Here is a 20,933-nt window from a genome sequence, read left to right on the forward strand (position 1 = left end):
GCCCTCCCCTTGAGTTCACTTCGGTCGCCGTGAACCTAGCGGGGCCAACACGCCACTGAACAGACTCAGTTGGGACTGTCCCTCAGCACAGGATCCAGCCGGAGTCGGCCGACCCGGCTCCCATACCCCCCTTTACATACACACAGCGGCTGATCGCCCCCACGCTGACGGGCCCGGCGTACCGGGTGAACCGCCCCGCCTCGTGCACCGGTGCGCCGCCGCGCGGCTGGATGCTCACCGCCATCCGCCGCCGCTCGCCGGGCGCCCGGGCCACGGTCACCGCGCAGGCCCGGTTGCGGCTCTTGTAGACGCGCAGCTCGCCCTCGCCGAAGGCCACCGTGTGCGCGAGCCGCCCCGCGCACCCGCCGCTCGCGGCCTGCACGGGAGGCCCGGCGAACAGCCCGCCGACACAAAGCCACAGGGCTGCTGTGAGCGCTCCCAGTGACGCGGCCCGACGCCTCCGCCCGCTCCACCCCTGCACCATCAGCCCCCCGATCGGTCGCGCACGCGGTCGATGTGCGCACGCACGTACGACGCCCGGACGCCCCGGAAGGTTGCGCCGGACAAGGACCCGGCCGGCCGCCCGTCAGGCCGCGGCGGGCTCGTCCTCCCCGACGAAGGTGCGCCACAGCTCGGCGTACCGGCCGCCGCGCGCCAGGAGTTCGGTGTGGGAGCCGTCCTCGACGACGCGGCCGCGGTCCATGACCACGACCCGGTCGGCGCGCGCGGCGGTGGTCAGCCGGTGCGCCACCACCAGGGTGGTGCGCTTGCCCGCGAGCCGGTCCGTCGCCTGGTTGACCTGCGCCTCGGTGGCGAGGTCCAGGGCGGCGGTGGCCTCGTCGAGCAGCAGCACGTCCGGGTCGACGAGCTCGGCGCGGGCCAGCGCGATCAGCTGGCGCTGTCCCGCGGAGAGGTTGCGGCCGCGCTCGGCGACGGTGTGCAAGTAGCCGCCGTCGAGGGTGGCGATCATGGCGTGGGCGCCGACCGCGCGGGCGGCTGCCTCCACCTCCGCGTCGCTCGCGTCGGGGCGTCCGTAGGCGATGGCGTCGCGGACGGTCCCCGGGAAGAGGTAGGACTCCTGGGGGACGACGCCCAGCCGGTGGCGGTAGGCCGTCAGGTCGAGCTCGCGCAGGTCGGCGCCGTCGGCGGTGATCCGCCCGGAGGTCGGGTCGTAGAACCGGGCCACCATCTTGACCAGGGTGGACTTGCCGGCGCCGGTCTCGCCGACGAAGGCGACGGTCTGGCCGGCGGGTATGCGCAGGCTGATGCCGGCCAGGGCCTCGGCCGTCTCGCCGCGCTCGGCGGCCGTCCCGTACCGGAAGCGGACGTCCTCGAAGGCGATCTCCCCGCGCAGCGCGGGCAGTTCGCGCGGCTTCTCGGGCCGCGGGGTGGTGGTGGGCTCGCGCAGCAGGTCCTGGATGCGGCCGAGGGAGACGGTGGCCTGCTGGTAGCCGTCGAAGACCTGGGAGAGCTGCTGGACCGGGGCGAAGAACAGGTCGATGTAGAGCAGGTACGCGACCAGCGCGCCGGTGGTGAGTGTCCCGGCCTCCACCCGGCCCGCGCCGACGATCAGCACGGCGGCCGCGGCGGCCGAGGACAGCAGCTGCACGAACGGGAAGTAGACCGATATCAGCCACTGGCCGCGGACCCGGGCCTGGCGGTAGGAGTCGCTGCGTTCGGCGAAGCGGGTGGCGCCGGAGCCCTCGCGGCGGAAGGCCTGGACGATCCGCAGACCGGACACGGACTCCTGGAGGTCGGCGTTGACCAGGCTGACCCGGTCGCGGGCGAGCTCGTAGGCGGCGACGGACCTGCGGCGGAACACGATCGTCCCGACGACCAGGACGGGCAGGGTCGCGAAGACGATCAGGGCGAGCTCGACGTCGAGGACGAGCAGGGCGACGAGGATCCCGAAGAAGGTGAAGACGGAGACGACGGCCGTGACGAGCCCGGTCTGCAGGAAGGTGGAGAGCGAGTCCACGTCCGTGGTCATCCGGGTCATGATCTTGCCGGTCAGCTCGCGCTCGTAGTAGTCGAGGCCGAGCCGCTGGAGCTGGGCGAAGATCTTGACCCGGAGCGCGTACAGCACGCGCTCGCCGGTGCGGCCCGTCATCCGGGTCTCGGCGAACTGCGCGGCCCACTGGGCGACGACGACCGCGAGGGCGAGCCCGGCGGCCGCCCAGACGGCGCCGACCACGGCCTGTTCCACGCCCTGGTCGATGCCGTGGCGGATCAGGATCGGCAGGAGCAGGCCGGCGCCCGCGTCCACGGCGACGAGCGCGAGGCTGATGGCGAGCGGCGCCCAGAACCCCTTCAGCAGGCGGCGCAGGCCGTAGCTCTCCTCGGCGGCCGCGGCGCGGGTCTCGTCGACGTCGGGCCGGTCGTCGGCGGGCGGCAGCGCGGCCACCTGGGCGAGCAGTTCGGGGGTGGCGGGCATGCCGGCGACCGCGCCGGCCATGGAGTGGCCGGCTCCGGGCGCCCCGACGGCGGCCGCGGGGGCGCCGGCGGTGGCCGCCTCGGGCTCCTCGCGGCGGCGCCACAGCTCGGGGGTGATCCCGGCGGGGACCCTGCGCTTGGCGTTGACGGGCTCGGAGTCGATCTCGGCCTCGAACTCGATGTCGCGTTCGATGTCGCGGTCGAGGTCGCTCTCGAACTCGGCCATGGCGAGGGCGTCCGGGGTCCGCGGCGAGCCGGCGCCGAGCGCGTCGGGGTCGGTCAGCAGCCTGCGGTAGAGCGGCGAGCGCTTCTCCAGCTCCTCGTGCGTGCCGATCTCGGCGAGCCGCCCGCGGTCCAGTACGGCGATCCGGTCGGCCAGCGCGAGCGTGGAGCGGCGGTGGGCGATCAGCACGGTGGTCCGGCCGGCCATGACCGCGCGCAGGGCTTCGTGGATCTCGTGCTCGACGCGGGCGTCCACGGCGGAGGTGGCGTCGTCGAGGAGCAGCAGCCTGGGGTCGGTGAGGATGGCCCGGGCCAGGGCGATGCGCTGGCGCTGGCCGCCGGAGAGGGTCAGGCCCTGCTCGCCGACCTTGGTGTCGTACCCGGCCGGCAGGGCCCGGACGAAGCCGTCGGCCTGGGCGGCGCGGGCTGCGGCCTCGATCTGCTCGTCGGTGGCGTCCGGGTGGCCGTAGGCGATGTTGGCGCGGATGGTGTCGGAGAAGAGGAAGGAGTCCTCGGGGACGAGGCCGATCGCGCCGCGCAGGGAGGCGTAGGTCAGCTCGCGGACGTCGTGGCCGCCGATGCGCACGGTGCCGCGGTCGGCGTCGTAGAAGCGCGGCATGAGGAGCGAGACGGTGGACTTCCCGCTGCCGGAGGCGCCGACGACGGCGACGGTCTCGCCCTCCGCGACGGAGAGCGAGAAGCCGTCGAGGACGGGCCGCTCGGGGTCGTAGCCGAAGCGGACGTCCTCGAACTCGACGGTGGCGGGCGCGTCGGCGGGCAGTTCGAGCTCGCCCTCGGAGATCGCGGGCTCGGTGTCGATGAGCTCGAAGACGCGCTCCACGCCGGCGCGGGCCTGCTGGGCGACGGTGAGGACCATGGCGAGCATGCGGACGGGGCCGACGAGCTGTGCGAGGTAGGTGGAGAAGGCGACGAAGGTGCCGAGGGTGACCTGTCCCTCGGTGGCCATCCAGCCGCCGAGCGCCAGCATGGCGACCTGGGCGAGGGCGGGCACGGCCTGGAGGGCGGGGGTGTAGCGGGAGTTGAGCCGGATGGCCCGCAGTCGTCCGGCGAAGAGCCGCCGCCCGGCCTCGCGGAGCTTGTCGGTCTCCTGCTCCTCCTGCCCGAAGCCCTTGACGACGCGTACGCCGGTCACGGCCCCGTCGACGACGCTCGCGACGGCGGCGGCCCGGCCCTGCGCGTACCAGGTGGCGGGGAAGAGCTTCTTGCGGCTGCGCTTGGCGATGAACCACAGTGCGGGGGCCATCAGCAGCGCCACGACGGTCAGCAGCGGCGACAGCCACAGCATGATCCCCAGGGATATCCCGAAGAGCAGGAAGTTCCCGATCGTCATCGGGAGCATGAACAGCAGGCCCTGGATGAGCTGGAGGTCGGTGGTGGCGCGTCCGACGACCTGCCCGGTGGACAGCTCGTCCTGGCGGCGCCCGTCGAGCCGGGAGATGGTGTCGTACATGTCGGTGCGCAGGTCGTGCTGCACGTCGAGGGCGAGGCGTCCGCCGTAGTACCTGCGTATGTAGGTGAAGGCGTACACGAGGAGGGCGGCGGCTATGAGCGTCCCGGCCCAGGGGCCCATGGGCCGGGTCCCGTCACCGATGACGTCGTCGATGATCACCTTGGTGACCAGGGGGACGAGTGCCATCACGGCCATGCCCGCCAGGGAGGACCCGAGGGCGAGCAGCACGTTCGCCTTGTACCGCCAGGTGTAGGCGGCCAGCCTCCTGGCCCAGCCCTGTTTTTCCCCCGCCGCTGTCTGTGCCGCCGCCACGTAGGCCTCCCCGTTCGGTGCTGCCTGCCGGAAGCGGGAACGCCCCGACCGGCGGATTTCATCCCGCCGCAACCATTCGAACGTGTACGCACGGCGGCTCCGGCGCACCCGGGGAGGCCCGCCGTTGGGCCGCCCGGGTCGCACGCCGCTCCCGGGGGGGCTCAGATGTCGGACGGCCACAGGTGGCCGAAGGGTCACAGGCTTCGGAAGGTCACAGGTGTCGGAAGGTCGCCGCCGGCCGGGCGCTCACAGGTGGGTCGGGGCGAACATCCTGAGAGTGGCCGGGAGGACCAGGACCGAGGGGCCGGGGGTGGAGAGGGCCTTCCTGAGGTCGGCCGTCAGGGACTCGGGGGTGGTCGTGGCGGCCGGCACGCCGAAGGACTCCGCCAGGGCGGCGAAGTCGGGGCGGGTCAGTTCCGTACCGGTGGTGCGGCCCTCGAAGGCGTCGGTCATGTACTCGCGCAGGATGCCGTAGCCGCCGTCGTCCACGATCAGCCAGGTGACGTCGAGGCCGTGCTGCCGGGCGGTGGCCAGCTCCGCGAGCGAGTACATCGCGCCGCCGTCCCCGGAGACGGCGAGGACGGGGGTGCCGGGCTCGGCGACGCACGCGCCGAGGGCCGCCGGGAAGGCGTAGCCGAGGCCGCCGGCGCCCTGCGCCGAGTGCATGGCGTTCGGGTGCTTGGCGTCGAAGGCGGACCACGCCCAGTAGGACAGGATCGTCATGTCCCAGAAGGACGGGGAGCGGGCCGGCAGCGCGGACCGGATCGAGGCCAGCAGGGACTGCTCCAGGGCCAGGTCCTGGTCCGCGAGGCGGGCGGCGATGTCCTCCAGGACCATCCGGACCCGCTCGGGAGCGTGGTCGTCCTGCCGTTCCGGCACCGTCTCCAGCAGCGCCTGGAGGGCCAGGCGGGCGTCCGCGTGGATGCCCAGGGCGGGGTGGTTGGACTCCAGCTTGCCGAGGTCGGCGTCGATCTGGACGACGCGGCCCGTGGGGAAGAAGGTGTGGTAGTTCGACGACAGTTCACCCAGGCCCGAGCCGACGACAAGGAGCACGTCGGCGTCTTCGAGGAAGTCCGTCATGTGGCGGTCCTCCAGCCAGGACTGGAGGGACAGCGGGTGCGTCCAGGGGAAGGCGCCCTTGCCGCCGAAGGTGGTGACCACGGGGGCGTTCAGGCGCTCGGCGAGCTGCCGGAGCTTGCCGGACGCGTCGGAGCGGACCACCCCGCCGCCGGCGATGATCACCGGCCGGGACGCGCGCGCCAGCCAGTGGGCCGCCACCGCCGTCAGCTCGGGCCGCGGGGCGAGCTCGTGCGGGGTCGCGTCCGTGCCCGTGACCTGCGGGACGATCGTCTCCGACCGCAGGACGTCCTCCGGGATCTCCACCCAGACCGGGCCGTGCGGGGCCGTGAGCGCTGACTCCCAGGCCTCGGCGATCACCGAGGGGATCTGGGACGGGGTGCGGGCCTCGTGGACGGACTTGACCACCTCCCGGAAGGACGCGGCCTGGTCGCGCAGCTCGTGGAGGTGGCCGCGGCGCCCTCCGCCGAGCCCGGCGACAGGGACCTGGGAGGAGACGGCGAGGACGGGGGCGGAGGCCGCCGCCGCCTCCGCCAGGGCCGGCAGGGCGGTCAGCGCGCCGGGGCCGGTGGACAGCAGCAGCGGCGCCGCCTCACCGGTGATCCGCCCGTACGCGTCCGCCGCGAACCCGGCGTTGTTCTCCACCCGGAGGGTGACCAGGCGCAGGTCGGAGCGCCCCACCGCGTCGAAGAGGCCGAGGGCGTGCTGCCCGGGCAGCCCGAAGACGGTGGTGGCGCCCAGCGAACGCAGCGTCTCCACGACCAGGTCCCCGCCCGTCCGCCCCGGCGGCGGGGCCAGGGCGGCGGCCGTCTGGGCCTCGGTGGGACGGAGTACCAGGTCGTGGTCGTGCGTCACGGGTGCGCGGTGCCCTTCCTACTTCGCCTTCGCCGCCGCGATCTGGCGGCTCATGATCGTGGTGAGCTCGTACGCGGTGTGCGAGGCCGCGACCGAGGTGATCTCGGCGTGATCGTACGCCGGGGCGACCTCGACCACGTCGGCGGAAACGAGGTTGCAGGAGGACAGGCCGCGGATGATCTCCAGCAGCTCGCGGGAGGTCATGCCGCCCGCCTCGGGGGTGCCGGTGCCGGGCGCGTGCGCCGGGTCCAGCACGTCGATGTCGATGGAGATGTACAGCGGGCGGTCGCCGATGCGCTGGCGCAGCTGGTCGGCGACCTCGTCGGCGCCGCGGCGGTAGACGTCGGCCGAGGTGACGATGCCGAAGCCCATCTTGGCGTCGTCGTCGAGGTCCTGCTTGCCGTACAGCGGTCCGCGGGTGCCGACGTGGGAGAGCGCCTCGGTGTCGAGGATGCCCTCCTCGACGGCGCGGCGGAACGGGGTGCCGTGGGTGTACTCGGCGCCGAAGTAGGTGTCCCAGGTGTCCAGGTGCGCGTCGAAGTGCAGCAGCGCGACGGGGCCGTGCTTCTTCGCGACCGAGCGCAGCAGCGGGAGCGCGATGGTGTGGTCGCCGCCGAGGGTCATCAGGCGGGAGCCGCCCGCGAGGAGCTCGTCGGCGGCGGCCTCGACCGTCTCGACGGCCTCGTTGATGTTGAAGGGGTTCACCGCGATGTCACCGGCGTCCGCGACCTGCGCCAGGGCGAAGGGGGAGGCGTCCTGCGCCGGGTTGTACGGGCGCAGCAGGCGGGAGGCCTCGCGGATCGCGTTGCCGCCGAAGCGGGCGCCGGGGCGGTAGGAGACGCCGGAGTCGAAGGGCACGCCGACGACGGCGACGTCGGCGGAGCCGACCTCGTCGAGGCGGGGCAGCCGGGCGAAGGTCGCCGGGCCCGCGTAGCGCGGGATGCGGGAGGAGTCGACGGGTCCGCGCGGCTGCGTGCTCATGGCTGTGCCTCTTTCTCTGGCCTGACGTGTGCGGTACTTCGAGCGTAAGCGGGCCACAGGAGGGTGGGGAGTGTACGTTTCATCCATCTGGCCCTGCTGATGTGTATGGAGCATCCATGTCTGCCGCTCCCCGAGACCCGGATTACGGCAACGGCCCCGCCGGGGAGCCGCTCACCCCGCCGGTACCGCTCGCCGCACTGCTCGCCGACCGGGAGCTGGGCCTGCGCCACCTCGCCGGTCCGGCCGCCGCCGGGGTGCACGGCGTGCACGCCTCCGAGATGCCCGACCCCTCCCCCTACCTGCTCGGCGGCGAGCTGCTGCTGACGGCCGGGGCCGGCCCCGCCGAGGACCCCGACGGGTACGCGGCCCGGCTGGCCGGGGCGGGGGCGGCGGCCCTCGGCTTCGGCGTGGCGCCGGTGCACGAGGAGGTCCCGGCCGCGCTGGCGGAGGCCTGCGCCCGGCACGGGCTGCCGCTGCTGGAGGTTCCGCCGCGGACCCCGTTCTCGGCGGTCGCCCGCGCGGTGGGACGGCTGACGGCGGAGGCCCGGACCCGCGAGCTGCGCCGCACAACCGAGGCCCAGCAGGCCCTGGCCGCGGCCGCGGCCCGGCCCGATCCGGTCCCGGCGGTGCTGGCCCGGCTCGCCGCGAGCCTGGGCGGGGCGGTCGCCCTGTGGCCGGGCGGCCGGACGGCCGGCCCGGACCTGCCCGCCCCGGCCCGGGAGGCGCTGTCGGCGCTGCTGGCCCGGGTGGGCCGCGAGGGCGGGCCCGCCACCGCCACGGACCGGGCGGGCGGACACCACCTGGCCGCCTACGCCCTGGCCGGACGGGCCGCGCTGGGCACCGCGACGCCGGCCCGCACGCCGGGCGACCACACCGTCGCCTCGGTGGCCGCGGTCCTGCTGACCCTGCTCACGGCCGAGCGGTCCGCCGGGGCCGAGGCCGCGGCCCTGACCCGGCTCCTGCTCGACGGCGATCCGGCCGCGGCCCTGACCGCCGGGCCGTGGTACGCCGTCCACGCCCGCGGCGCCGGGGATCCGCAGGCCCTCGCGGCCGCGCTGGGCACCGTACTGCTGGACCCGCACGAGGGCGGCGTACGGCTGCTCACCGACCGGGAGCCGGGAGCGCAGCCGGGCTGGCGGCTGGGGGTGAGCGCCCCCGCGGTGCCGGACGCCCTGGCCGCGGCGGACGCGCAGGCCGGGCGAGCCCTGCAGCGTGCGGAGGCGGCCCGCGCCCCGCTGGCCCGGCACGCCGACGCCTGGTTCGCGGGCCTGGTCGGCGAGGCCGAGGCCCGCGCGCACGCCGAGGCCCTGCTCGGCCCGCTGGCGCCCGCGCTGCGCGAGACCCTGCGGGCCTGGCTGGCGCACCACGGCAGCTGGGACCGCACGGCGGCCGGCCTGGGGGTGCACCGCAACACCGTGCGCCAGCGGGTGGCGCGCTGCGCGGTCCTGCTGGGGCGGGACCTGGACGACCCGGACGTCCGGATGGAGCTGTGGTTCGCGCTGCGGCGCACGGAGGTGTGACACCCGCGGGCGGATGTGACGTACGCGCGTGCGACCAGATCTGGACAGCGTGGCCAACTCGTCGGTAACTTAGTCTGAGCAAGCGCTTAATTTAGGCGGCGGACCGCCGCGACGAAGGGAGCCGGCCGTGCGCCGTACGGTGTTCAACGAGGACCACGAGGCGTTCCGCGAGACCATCCGCGCCTTCATCGAGGCCGAGGTCGTCCCCGTCTACGACGAGTGGTTCGCGGCCGGGCAGGCGCCGCGCGACTTCTACCACAAGCTCGGCGAGCTGGGCGTCTTCGGCATCAACGTGCCCGAGGAGTTCGGCGGCGCGGGTCTGGACACCCACAAGTTCGAGGCCGTCCTCTACGAGGAGACCTCGCGCGCCGGCGTGAACTTCGGCGGCTCCGGCGTGCACGTGCTGCTCGCCCTGCCCTACATCAAGATGCTCGCCACCGACGAGCAGAAGAAGCGCTTCCTGCCGAACTTCGTCTCCGGTGAGGAGATGTGGGCGCTCGCCATGACCGAGCCGGGCACCGGCTCCGACGTCGCGGGCATGAAGACCACCGCCAAGCTCTCCGAGGACGGCACCCACTACGTCCTCAACGGCGCCAAGACCTTCATCACCGGCGGCGTCCACGCCGACCGCGTGATCGTCTGCGCCCGCACCTCCGCCCCCAGCGCCGAGGACCGCCGCTTCGGCATCTCCCTCTTCGCCGTGGACACCAAGTCCGAGGGCTACTCCATCGGCCGCAAGCTCGACAAGCTGGGCCTGCGCACCTCCGACACCGCCGAGCTGGCGTTCGTCGACGTCAAGGTCCCGGTCGAGGACCTGCTCGGCGAGGAGGGCAAGGGCTTCTACTACCTCGGCCACAACCTCGCCTCCGAGCGCTGGGGCATCGCCTTCGGCGCGTACGCCCAGGCCAAGGCCGCCGTCCGGTTCGCCCAGCAGTACGTGCAGGAGCGCACCGTCTTCGGCAAGCCCGTCGCGCACTTCCAGAACACCAAGTTCGAGCTGGCCGCCTGCCAGGCCGAGGTGGACGCCGCCGAGGCCGTCGCCGACCGCGCCCTGGAGGCCCTGGACGCCGGCGAGCTGACCCCGGCCGAGGCCGCGTCCGCGAAGCTGTTCTGCACCGAGGTCGCGCACCGCGTCATCGACCGCTGCCTCCAGCTCCACGGCGGCTACGGCTACATGAACGAGTACCCGATCGCCCGCCTGTACGCCGACAACCGCGTCAACCGCATCTACGGCGGCACCAGCGAGATCATGAAGTCCATCATCGCCAAGTCGATGGGTCTGTAAGTCCCGTTGAACGAGGCACTGACGGATCTCCTCGATCTGCTCGACCTGGAGCAGATCGAGGAGAACATCTTCCGCGGCACCAGCCGCACCTCCCTGGTGCCGCGTGTCTTCGGCGGCCAGGTGGCCGCCCAGGCCCTGGTCGCGGCCGGGCGCACGGTGCCCGCGGACCGTCTGCCGCACTCGCTGCACTCGTACTTCCTGCGCACCGGCGACTCCGGCGCGCCGATCGTCTACTCCGTGGACCGGATCCGCGACGGACGCTCCTTCACCACCCGGCGCGTGGTCGCCGTCCAGCACGGGCAGCCGATCTTCCACCTTTCCGCGTCCTTCCAGACGTACGAGGAGGGGCTGGAGCACCAGGTCCCGATGCCGGCGGCACCGGACCCCGAGTCCCTGCCGACGGCCGCCGAGGCCCTGCCGCCGTACCGGGAGATCTTCCGCGACCCGGGCACCGTCGAGCGGCTGCTCGAAGCGCGCGGCGCGGTGGACCTGCGGTACGCGACCACCCCGCCCTGGGGCACGGTCGGCGAACCGCTGGAGCCGCACTCGCAGGTCTGGTTCCGCACCCAGGGCAAGCTCGCGGACGACCCGCTGCTGCACACCTGCCTGGCCACCTACGTCTCCGACATGACCCTGCTCGACGCGGTCCTGCTCGCGCACGGGCGCGGCGGCTGGGCCGTGGGCGACGTGGTCGGCGCCTCCCTGGACCACGCGATGTGGTTCCACCGGCCCTTCCGCGCGGACGAATGGCTGCTGTACGACCAGGAGTCCCCGTCGGCCCACGGCGGCCGGGGCCTGGGCCAGGCCCGCATCTACACCCAGGACGGCCACCTGGCGATCACGGTCATCCAGGAGGGCGTGGTCCGCATCCCCCGCCCCTGACGGACGCGGCGCGGCATCCGCCGGCGCGGCGGCTCCCGTTTGGCCCGGGCCTGCGGATGCCGGGCACTCGTCGCCGTCGCCCCGACCGCTCTGAGCTGAGCGAGGTCGACAGTGGAAAGCCGAAAGCCCCGGCCGGGATTCCCGGCCGGGGCTTTTCGCTGTCTGCCGCGGGTCCGCCGCGTCAGAGCAGACCCGCCGCGTTCAGGAGGTAGGCCACCAGCGGGTCGTAGTAGCGGGGGTCGCGGACGTGGTCGTCCAGCGGGACCGCGACCTGGAGGGTGCCCTCGGCTTCGCCGAGGAAGAGCGCCGGGTCGTTGCAGTCGGCGTAGCCGACCGCGTCGAGACCGCGCTGGGCCGCGCAGCCCGCCCAGCCGTGGTCGGCGACGACCAGGTCCGGCTGGGGGCGGCCCGACGCCGTCAGGCCGTCCAGGATCGCGGCCATCGGCTCCGGCGAGTGCGTGTGCCACAGGGTCGCGCCCCGCTCCAGCACCGCGACGTCCGCGAACTGCCACACCGAGCCCTCGTCCGCCACCAGTCCCTGCGGGATCACCACGATCTCGCAGCCCGCCGCGCGCAGGGCCGCCGCCGTCGCCCGGTGGACGTCCAGCAGCCCGCCCGGGTGGCCGGTGGCCAGCAGGACGCTCTGCCGGTCGGCCGCCGCCTTGCGCAGCCGCGCCGCCATCCGGTCCAGGCCGGCCACGGTCAGCTCGGGGTCGATGGTGTCCTGGCCGAAGCGGAAGCCCGGGTCGTCCACGACGCCGCAGCGCTCCGCCATCACGGCGAGCACGTCCTGCTCGTCGCTCCAGCGGTCGCCGAGCTCCAGGCCCAGCCAGTAGTGCCGGTCGCCGTTGGCGAGCTTGCGGTAGTGGGAGAGGTTGTTATCGCGCGGCGTCGCGACCTGTCCCGCGATCCGGGTGCGGACCAGGTGGTCGACGAGTTCGGCGCGGGTGGGTACGGACGTCTCTATCGGCTTCGGCATACGGGCCATTCTGCCGCCGCCGGGCCGGAGGCGGCGCGTCCATTCCGGTCGGCGGACGCCCCGGGTCATGCCGACAGCGCCCCGAACGATCCGTGGGCCAGGCGGCGCAGCAGCTCCTCCGTGGCCTCCCGCCCCAGGGCGCCCAGGTGCGGGGTGGAGTTGAGCAGGCCGAAGACCGCGTGGACGGCGACCCGTACCTCCGCCTCGCCCACCTCGGGGTGCAGCTCCCGTACGACCTCCACCCACAACTCCACGTACTGGCGCTGCAGCTGGCGCACGAGCTTGCGGTCGGCCTCCCGCAGCCGGTCGAGCTCCCGGTCGTGCAGGGTGATCAGCGCCCGGTCGTCCAGTGCGAAGTCGATGTGGCCGTCGATGAGGGAGGACAGGACCCGGCCCGGGTCTCCGGCCGCCTCCGCGACCCGGTGCCGGCCGCCGGTGAGGAGCCGTTCGCTGATGCCGACGAGCAGCTCGGCGAGCATGGCGTCCTTGCCCGCGAAGTGCCGGTACAGGCCGGGGCCGCTGATGCCGACCGCGGCGCCTATCTCGTCGACGCCGACGCCGTGGAAGCCGCGCGCGGCGAAGAGGCGGGCGGCCTCGCTGAGGATCTGCTCGCGTCGGGTCGGGGCGGCCGCTCTGGTGCTCATGGGAAACCATTCTAGACAGGGCCGTTAGCGGTCGTTAACCTGAGCTCACGAGCGTTAACGCTCATTAACCGCCTGGAACGAGCAAGGGAGCTCGACCGATGCAGCAGGCACCAGTGCTGACGAGCGCCGCGGACCCGGCGTCCGAGGCCTGGCGGACCAACGAGGCCGCCCACCGCGAGCTGAGCGAGGGCCTGCGCGCCCGGCTCGGCGCGGCCCGGCTCGGCGGCGGCGAGAAGGCCCGCGCCCGCCACACCGCCCGCGGAAAGCTCCTCCCGCGCGACCGCGTGGACACCCTCCTCGACCCGGGCTCCCCATTCCTGGAGCTGGCCCCGCTGGCCGCCGAGGGGATGTACGGGGGCGCCGCGCCGGCCGCCGGGGTCATCGCGGGCATCGGCCGGGTCAGCGGCCGCGAGTGCGTGATCGTCGCGAACGACGCCACCGTCAAGGGCGGCACGTACTACCCGATGACCGTCAAGAAGCACCTTCGCGCCCAGGAGGTGGCGCTGGAGAATCGTCTCCCCTGCCTCTACCTGGTCGACTCGGGCGGCGCCTTCCTGCCGATGCAGGACGAGGTCTTCCCCGACCGGGAGCACTTCGGCCGCATCTTCTACAACCAGGCGCGCATGTCGGGCGCCGGCATCCCGCAGATCGCCGCCGTCCTCGGCTCCTGCACCGCGGGCGGCGCGTACGTCCCGGCCATGAGCGACGAGGCCGTCATCGTCCGCAACCAGGGCACGATCTTCCTCGGCGGCCCGCCGCTGGTGAAGGCCGCGACCGGCGAGGTCGTCACGGCCGAGGAGCTCGGCGGCGGCGAGGTCCACTCCCGGGTCTCCGGTGTGACCGACCACCTCGCGCAGGACGACGCGCACGCGCTGCGGATCGTACGGAACATCGTGGCGACCCTGCCCGGGCGCGGGGCCCTGCCCTGGTCGGTGGAGGCTCCGGAGGAACCGAAGGTGGACCCGGCCGGGCTGTACGGCGCGGTGCCCGTCGACTCGCGCACCCCCTACGACGCCCGCGAGATCATCGCGCGGGTCGTGGACGGCTCCCGCTTCCAGGAGTTCAAGTCCGAGTTCGGCCAGACGCTGGTCACCGGTTTCGCCCGGATCCACGGCCACCCGGTCGGCATCATCGCGAACAACGGCATCCTGTTCGCCGAGTCCGCCCAGAAGGGCGCCCACTTCATCGAGCTGTGCGACCAGCGCGGCATCCCGCTGCTCTTCCTCCAGAACATCTCCGGCTTCATGGTGGGCCGCGACTACGAGGCCGGCGGCATCGCCAAGCACGGCGCCAAGATGGTCACCGCCGTCGCCTGCGCCCGCGTCCCGAAGCTGACGGTCGTGGTCGGCGGCTCGTACGGCGCCGGCAACTACTCGATGTGCGGCCGGGCCTACTCGCCCCGCTTCCTGTGGATGTGGCCCAACGCCAAGATCTCCGTCATGGGCGGCGAGCAGGCGGCCTCGGTCCTCGCGACGGTCAAGCGCGACCAGATCGAGGGCGCCGGCCAGGAGTGGCCCGCCGAGGACGAGGAGGCCTTCAAGGCGCCGGTCCGCGCCCAGTACGAGGAGCAGGGCAACGCCTACTACGCCACGGCGCGGCTGTGGGACGACGGGGTCATCGACCCCATGGAGACCCGGCAGGTGCTGGGGCTGGCCCTGACCGCGTGCGCGAACGCCCCGCTGGGCGACTCGGGCTTCGGCATCTTCCGTATGTGACGTGATGTGACGTGAGGACCTCACTGATGTTCAGCACTGTTCTGGTCGCGAACCGCGGCGAGATCGCGGTCCGGGTCATCCGCACCCTGCGGGAGCTCGGCATCCGCTCCGTGGCCGTCTTCAGCGACGCGGACGCGGACGCCCGCCACGTACGGGAGGCCGACACGGCCGTCCGGATCGGCCCTGCGGCGGCCGCGGAGAGCTACCTGTCGGTGGAGCGGCTGCTCGACGCCGCGAAGCGGACGGGTGCCGAGGCCGTGCACCCCGGCTACGGCTTCCTCGCGGAGAACGCCGCCTTCGCGCAGGCCTGCACCGACGCCGGGCTGGCCTTCATCGGGCCGCCCGCCTCCGCCATCTCCCTGATGGGCGACAAGATCCGCGCGAAGGAGACGGTGAAGGCGGCGGGCGTGCCCGTGGTCCCCGGCTCCTCCGGCAGCGGCCTGACCGACGCCGAACTGGTGGCGGCCGCCTCGGAGATCGGCATGCCGGTGCTGCTCAAGCCCTCGGCGGGCGGCGGCGGCAAGGGCATGCGGCTCGTCCGGGACGAGGCGCTGCTGGCCGACGAGATCGCGGCGGCCCGCCGCGAGGCCCGCTCGTCCTTCGGCGACGACACCCTCCTGGTGGAGCGGTGGGTGGACCGACCCCGGCACATCGAGATCCAGGTACTGGCGGACGCCCACGGCAACGTGGTGCACCTCGGCGAGCGCGAGTGCTCCCTCCAGCGCCGGCACCAGAAGGTCATCGAGGAGGCCCCATCGGTCCTGCTCGACGAGAAGACCCGGGCGGCGATGGGCGCGGCGGCCGTGGACGCGGCCCGCTCCTGCGGATACGTCGGCGCGGGCACGGTGGAGTTCATCGTCCCCGGCGGCGACCCGTCCTCCTATTACTTCATGGAGATGAACACCCGTCTCCAGGTCGAGCACCCGGTGACGGAGCTGGTCACCGGCCTGGACCTGGTCGAGCTCCAGCTGCGGGTGGCCTCCGGCGAGGCGCTGCCCGTCACCCAGGACGACATCCGGCTGACCGGGCACGCCATCGAGGCCCGCGTCTGCGCGGAGGACCCGGCGCGGGGCTTCCTGCCGTCCGGCGGTACGGTCCTGGCCCTGTCGGAGCCGTCGGGCGGCGCGGTCCGTACGGACTCGGGCCTGACGGCGGGTGTCCCGGTCGGGTCGACGTACGACCCGATGCTGTCGAAGGTCATCGTCCACGGACCGGACCGCCCGGCCGCCCTGCGCATGCTGCGGGCGGCGCTCGCCGACACGGTGATCCTGGGCGTGCAGACCAATGCCGGTTTCCTGCGGCGGCTGCTCGCGCACCCCGACGTGGTGTCGGGCGACCTGGACACCGGGCTGGTGGAGCGGGACCTTTCCGGGCTGCTGCCGGAGGGCGTCCCGCCGGAGGTCTACGCCGCCGCCGCACTGCTGGAGGGCACCGCCCCGGAGCCGCGCGCGACGGGGTGGGTCGATCCGTTCGACGCCGGCAACGGCTGGCGCCTGGGCGGCACGCCCGCCTGGACGGTGCACTACTTCCGCCTGCCGGGCCAGGACCCGGTGGAGGTCCGTACCCGGCCTTCCGGCTCCGACACCGAGCTCGCACTCTCGGCCTCGCCGGCGGCGATCGAGGCGCGGGGTCCGGGGCAGAGCCCCGGGGAGGCACCGGCCCGCGCCCGGATCGTCGACCGCACCACCGGCACCGTCACCATCGAACTCGACGGCGTCACCCACCGCTTCACCCACGCCACCTCCCCGGAGGGGACCTGGCTCGGCCGCGATGCCGACTCCTGGCACGTGCAGGCGTACGACCCCGTCGCGGCGAACCTCAGCGGCGGCGGACGCAGCGGCGCGGACACCCTCGCCGCCCCCATGCCCGGCACCGTCACCGTCGTCAAGGTGGCCGTCGGCGACAAGGTGGCGGCCGGTCAGAGCCTGCTGGTCGTCGAGGCGATGAAGATGGAGCACGTCATCTCCGCCCCGCACGCGGGCACGGTCACCGAGCTGGACGTCGCGCCCGGCACCACCGTCGCGATGGACCAGGTGCTGGCCGTCGTCACCCCGGACGAGGAGGAGGGCGCGTGATCGGGCTGCCCATGAACGTCCCGGCCCCCGGCCTGCCGGCCCGGGTCCGCATCCACGAGGTCGGCGCCCGCGACGGCCTGCAGAACGAGAAGACGGCCGTCCCGACGGAGGTCAAGGCGGAGTTCGTCCGCCGCCTGGCCGCCGCCGGCCTGACCACGATCGAGGCGACCAGCTTCGTGCACCCCAAGTGGGTGCCCCAGCTCGCCGACGCCGAGCAGCTGTTCCCGCTGCTCGCCGACGTGGACGCCGCGCTTCCCGTCCTGGTGCCCAACGAGCGAGGCCTGGACCGCGCGCTCGCCCTCGGGGCCACCCGTATCGCGGTGTTCGGTTCGGCGACGGAGACCTTCGCCGCCCGCAACCTCAACCGCACCGTCGCCGAGTCCCTCGCCATGTTCGAGCCGGTCGTGGCCCGCGCCCGGCAGGGCGGGGCGCATGTGCGCGGCTATCTGTCGATGTGCTTCGGCGACCCCTGGGAGGGCGCCGTCCCGGTCCACCAGGTCGTCTCCGTGGCCAAGGCCCTGCTCGACCTCGGCTGTGACGAGCTGAGCCTCGGCGACACGATCGGCGTCGCCACCCCGGGCCATGTCCAGGCCCTGTTGTCCGCGCTGAACGAGGCCGGTGTCACCACCGACCGCATCGGCGTGCACTTCCACGACACCTACGGCCAGGCCCTGTCCAACACCCTCGCCGCGCTCCAGCACGGGGTCACCACCGTCGACGCCTCCGCGGGCGGCCTCGGTGGGTGCCCGTACGCGAAGAGCGCCACCGGCAACCTCGCGACCGAGGACCTGGTGTGGATGCTCGACGGTCTCGGCATCGAGACCGGCGTCGACCTGGCCGCCCTCACCGCCACGAGCGTGTGGATGGCCGAACAGCTGGGGCGCCCCAGCCCCTCCCGTACCGTCCGCGCCCTCTCCCACAAGGAGTAGTCACACCATGTCCCTCGACCACCGGCTCACCCCTGAGCACGAGGAACTCCGCCGTACCGTCGAGGCGTTCGCCCACGACGTGGTCGCGCCGAAGATCGGCGACCTGTACGAGCGGCACGAGTTCCCCTACGAGATCGTCGCCGAGATGGGCCGCATGGGCCTGTTCGGCCTGCCCTTCCCGGAGGAGTACGGCGGCATGGGCGGGGACTACCTCGCCCTCGGCATCGCCCTGGAGGAGCTGGCCCGCGTCGACTCCTCGGTCGCCATCACCCTGGAGGCCGGGGTCTCCCTCGGTGCGATGCCGCTGTACCTCTTCGGCAGCGAGGAGCAGAAGCGCCAGTGGCTGCCGAAGCTGTGCTCGGGCGAGGTGCTGGGCGCCTTCGGCCTGACGGAGCCCGGCGCCGGCTCGGACGCCGGCGGCACCCGTACGACCGCCGTCAAGGACGGCGACGAGTGGGTGATCAACGGCTCGAAGTGCTTCATCACCAACTCCGGTACGGACATCACCGGCCTGGTCACCGTCACGGCCGTGACGGGCCGCAAGGCGGACGGCCGCCCGGAGATCTCCTCGATCATCGTCCCGTCCGGCACTCCGGGCTTCACGGTGGCCGCCCCGTACTCGAAGGTGGGCTGGAACTCCTCGGACACCCGTGAGCTCTCCTTCGACGACGTCCGGGTGCCGCTGGCGAACCTGGTGGGCGAGGAGGGCCGCGGCTACGCCCAGTTCCTGCGGATCCTCGACGAGGGCCGGATCGCCATCTCGGCGCTCGCCACGGGCCTCGCGCAGGGCTGTGTGGACGAGTCGGTGAAGTACGCCCGGGAGCGGCACGCCTTCGGCAAGGCGATCGGCGACAACCAGGCCATCCAGTTCAAGCTGGCCGACATGGAGATGCGCGCCCACATGGCGCGGATCGGCTGGCGCGACGCGGCGTCGCGCCTTGTGGCCGGCGAGCCGTTCAAGAAGGAGGCGGCGATCGCGAAGCTGTATTCCTCCACGGTGGCCGTGGACAACGCCCGTGACGCGACGCAGATCCACGGCGGCTACGGCTTCATGAACGAGTACCCGGTGGCTCGAATGTGGCGTGACTCGAAGATCCTGGAGATCGGCGAGGGCACCAGCGAGGTCCAGCGCATGCTGATCGCCCGCGAGTTGGGCTTCGCGGGCTAGTTCGCGGGCTGGTTCGCGGGCTGGTTCGCATGCCCGTGCGGAGCCGTGAGGCGTGAGGGGGCCCGAAAAAAACTTAGGGCCCCCTTACCGTTTTCGGCCAAGGTTAGGCTAACCTTCCCCACGAACGGCACGCTGGTGGCCGCCCCGGTACGCACGAAAACGGACATCGAACTATGCCCAAGTCCCGCAGCTCCTCCTTCACCCGTCGCGGCTTCGTCGCCGCGGGTGGTGCCCTCGGCCTCGTCGCCGTGCTCGCCGCGTGCGGCGGCACCGACACGGCGAAGGGCGACGGCGACAAGGGCAGCACCGCCGCCGCGTCCTCCGGCGCCTGGACCTTCAAGGACGACCTGGGCAAGGACGTCAGCGCCAAGTCCACGCCGAAGAACATCGTCGCGTTCACCGGTACGGCCGCCGCGCTGTACGACTACGGCGTCAAGGTCAAGGGCGTCTTCGGCCCGACCACGACCGCCGACGGCAAGCCCGACGTCCAGGCCGGCTCGATGGACGTCTCCAAGGTCGAGGTCATCGGCAACGTCTACGACGAGTTCAACGTCGAGAAGTACGCCTCCCTCCAGCCCGACCTGCTCGTCACCAACACCTGGGACGGCACCTACTGGTACGTGCCCGAGGCCTCCAAGGACAAGATCCTGAAGCTGGCCCCGCACGCCGCGATCGGCGTCGGCGGCAACGTCTCCATGGACAAGGCCCTGGAGCGCACGGCGGACCTCGCCAAGTCGCTGGGCGCCGACATGAACGCCAAGGCCGCCGTCGACGGCAAGGCCCGCTTCGAGGCCGCCGCCGCCAAGGTCCGCGAGGCCACCAAGGCCAACCCGGGCATCAAGGTCCTCGCCGGCTCCGGCTCCGCCGACCTGTTCTACGCCTCCACCGCGGACACCTCGGCAGACCTGAAGTACTTCAAGACCCTCGGCGTCGAGTTCATCACCCCCGAAAAGCTCGACGAGGGCGGCTTCTTCGAGAGCCTGAGCTGGGAGAACGCCGGCAAGTACAAGGCCGACCTGATCCTGCTCGACAACCGCACCGGCACCCTGCAGCCGGAGGAGCTGAAGGCCAAGGCCACCTGGGCCGAGATGCCCGCCGTGAAGGCCGGCCAGGTCGCCCCGCGCACCACCGAGCCGATCTACTCGTACGACAAGTGCGCCCAGATCCTCGAAGACCTCGCGAAGGCCATCCAGAACGCCAAGAAGGTCGCCTGACCCTCGCGTGGCGCCCGGTGACCCCGGGCGCCCGCTCCCAGGGCGTGTCCACGCGGACACGCCCTGGACCCGCTTCGGGCCGTACCGACACCAGGGGGACTTTCCGCATGACCGCCACCGCGTCCGACAGTGCGTCCGACACCGCGTCCGACAGCCCGGCCGTGGCGCACTTCCGCTTCTTCACGCTCGAAGTGCTCCGCACGCGCCGCCTGGGCCACTCCTTCCTGCGGGTCACGTTCGGCGGTGAATCCCTTGCGGAGTTCCGGTCGGGCGGCTTCGACCAGAGCCTGTCGCTCTTCCTGCCGCCGTCCGGCGTGGAGCACACCGAGCTTGCGTCCACGGACGAGGACACCTGGTTCGCCGCATGGCGCGGCATGCCGGACGCGGAGCGGCCGGTGATGCGCTCCTACACCGTGCGCGGGCAGCGGCGCGACGCCGCGGGCGCGGTCGAGGTCGACATCGACTTCGTGCTGCACGGGGATTCCTCCCCCGCCTCCCACTGGGCGGGGCGCGCGAGCGCCGGCCGGCGGCTCCAGGCGATCGGCCCGGCCGTCGCCGAGAACAAGTCCGTGCGCTTCCAGGCCCCGGCCGACGCCGACGCGGTCTGGATGTACGCGGACGAGACCGCCCTGCCGGCCGCGGCCGCGATCCTGGAGCGGCTGCCCGCGGGCATCCGGGTGCGGGCCTGGTTCGAGGTCCCGCACGAGGACGACCGGCTCGGCCTCGACACGCTCGCCGACGCGGACATCACGTGGATCGTGCGCGGCGGCGGCGACGGGGAGCGGCCCGCCCGGGTGTTGGACGCGCTCCGCTCGGCGCAGCCGCCGGTCGCCCGGGCTCCGTACGTATGGCTGGCGGGCGAGGCGGGCACGGTGCGCGCGGTACGCCGCCACTTTGTGCAGGAACGTTCCGTCGACCGCCGCTCGGTGCGTTTCACCGGCTACTGGCGGCTCGGCGCGAGCGAGGAGCAGCTGCTCGCCGAGGCGTACGCGGGCAAGGCGCCCAGCGAGGACCCGGCCTCCGAGCTGTAGTCAGTTCGCCTTCAGCACACCGCAGTTCGAGATGGGTCCTGGTTCCGGCCGGGGCCCATCTCCATTTGGCCATTCTGTTAGGTTAGGCTAACCTAAACATCACACACCCCACCCTCCCCTTCTCCCCCTGCCCGGAGGAA

General features: G+C 73.1%; 15 protein-coding genes. 9 read left to right on the plus strand and 6 right to left on the minus strand.

Going from position 1 to position 20,933, the window contains the following annotated elements; genetic code table 11:
* Positions 1-82: 82 nt before the first annotated feature.
* The 4 genes from BSL84_RS11865 to speB all read right to left on the minus strand — a co-directional run bounded on the left by BSL84_RS11865 (position 83) and on the right by speB (position 7,351).
* Positions 83-382: a hypothetical protein gene (locus BSL84_RS11865; RefSeq protein ID WP_234308388.1), complete on the minus strand. Its 300-nt coding sequence runs from the start codon at positions 380-382 to the stop codon at positions 83-85.
* 204 nt (positions 383-586) lie between these two features.
* On the minus strand, positions 587-4,438 hold the full coding sequence (locus BSL84_RS11870; protein ID WP_075970318.1) for an ABC transporter ATP-binding protein: 3,852 nt from the start codon (positions 4,436-4,438) through the stop codon (positions 587-589).
* A gap of 246 nt (positions 4,439-4,684) precedes the next feature.
* Positions 4,685-6,370 carry a thiamine pyrophosphate-binding protein gene (locus BSL84_RS11875; protein WP_075970319.1) on the minus strand — a complete coding sequence of 562 codons (1,686 nt, stop codon included), beginning with the start codon at positions 6,368-6,370 and terminating at the stop codon, positions 4,685-4,687.
* Positions 6,371-6,388: 18 nt separating this feature from the next.
* Complete coding sequence (gene speB, locus BSL84_RS11880; protein WP_030032703.1) at positions 6,389-7,351, minus strand: agmatinase; 963 nt, start codon at positions 7,349-7,351, stop codon at positions 6,389-6,391.
* A 116-nt stretch (positions 7,352-7,467) separates the two neighbouring features.
* On the opposite strand from speB, the gene BSL84_RS11885 reads away from it, so the two are divergent.
* The 3 genes from BSL84_RS11885 to tesB all read left to right on the plus strand — a co-directional run bounded on the left by BSL84_RS11885 (position 7,468) and on the right by tesB (position 11,038).
* Entirely contained in the window at positions 7,468-8,871 is a 1,404-nt protein-coding gene (locus tag BSL84_RS11885) for a PucR family transcriptional regulator (protein ID WP_045321876.1), read from the plus strand.
* A 127-nt stretch (positions 8,872-8,998) separates the two neighbouring features.
* The gene (locus tag BSL84_RS11890) at positions 8,999-10,156 is read left to right on the plus strand and encodes an acyl-CoA dehydrogenase family protein (protein ID WP_030026229.1); all 1,158 of its coding nucleotides are present in this window, start codon (positions 8,999-9,001) and stop codon (positions 10,154-10,156) included.
* Positions 10,157-10,162: 6 nt separating this feature from the next.
* Complete coding sequence (tesB, locus tag BSL84_RS11895; protein ID WP_030026230.1) at positions 10,163-11,038, plus strand: acyl-CoA thioesterase II; 876 nt, start codon at positions 10,163-10,165, stop codon at positions 11,036-11,038.
* A 181-nt stretch (positions 11,039-11,219) separates the two neighbouring features.
* Here tesB and BSL84_RS11900 read toward each other — a convergent pair whose 3' ends face one another.
* Both BSL84_RS11900 and BSL84_RS11905 read right to left on the minus strand, forming a co-directional pair.
* A complete protein-coding gene (locus tag BSL84_RS11900) occupies positions 11,220-12,026 on the minus strand; it encodes a phosphatase (protein ID WP_045321877.1) in 807 nt (268 codons plus the stop codon).
* A gap of 56 nt (positions 12,027-12,082) precedes the next feature.
* A complete protein-coding gene (locus tag BSL84_RS11905; RefSeq protein ID WP_030026244.1) occupies positions 12,083-12,661 on the minus strand; it encodes a TetR/AcrR family transcriptional regulator in 579 nt (192 codons plus the stop codon).
* A gap of 98 nt (positions 12,662-12,759) precedes the next feature.
* Between BSL84_RS11905 and BSL84_RS11910 the strand changes: the two genes are divergently transcribed.
* The 6 genes from BSL84_RS11910 to BSL84_RS11935 all read left to right on the plus strand — a co-directional run bounded on the left by BSL84_RS11910 (position 12,760) and on the right by BSL84_RS11935 (position 20,793).
* Positions 12,760-14,376, plus strand: coding sequence for a carboxyl transferase domain-containing protein (locus BSL84_RS11910; protein ID WP_075970320.1), 1,617 nt, complete (start codon positions 12,760-12,762; stop codon positions 14,374-14,376).
* Between the two features lie 26 nt (positions 14,377-14,402).
* Entirely contained in the window at positions 14,403-16,451 is a 2,049-nt protein-coding gene (locus tag BSL84_RS11915) for an acetyl-CoA carboxylase biotin carboxylase subunit (RefSeq protein WP_075970321.1), read from the plus strand.
* Between the two features lie 11 nt (positions 16,452-16,462).
* Entirely contained in the window at positions 16,463-17,380 is a 918-nt protein-coding gene (locus BSL84_RS11920) for a hydroxymethylglutaryl-CoA lyase (protein WP_045321895.1), read from the plus strand.
* A 7-nt stretch (positions 17,381-17,387) separates the two neighbouring features.
* Positions 17,388-18,548, plus strand: a complete 1,161-nt coding sequence (locus BSL84_RS11925) for an acyl-CoA dehydrogenase family protein (protein WP_030025921.1) — start codon at positions 17,388-17,390, stop codon at positions 18,546-18,548.
* A 173-nt stretch (positions 18,549-18,721) separates the two neighbouring features.
* Positions 18,722-19,762: an ABC transporter substrate-binding protein gene (locus BSL84_RS11930; protein WP_030025922.1), complete on the plus strand. Its 1,041-nt coding sequence runs from the start codon at positions 18,722-18,724 to the stop codon at positions 19,760-19,762.
* 107 nt (positions 19,763-19,869) lie between these two features.
* The gene (locus BSL84_RS11935; RefSeq protein ID WP_075970322.1) at positions 19,870-20,793 is read left to right on the plus strand and encodes a siderophore-interacting protein; all 924 of its coding nucleotides are present in this window, start codon (positions 19,870-19,872) and stop codon (positions 20,791-20,793) included.
* Positions 20,794-20,933: the final 140 nt, after the last annotated feature.

Source organism: Streptomyces sp. TN58, assembly GCF_001941845.1.
Lineage (GTDB): Bacteria > Actinomycetota > Actinomycetes > Streptomycetales > Streptomycetaceae > Streptomyces.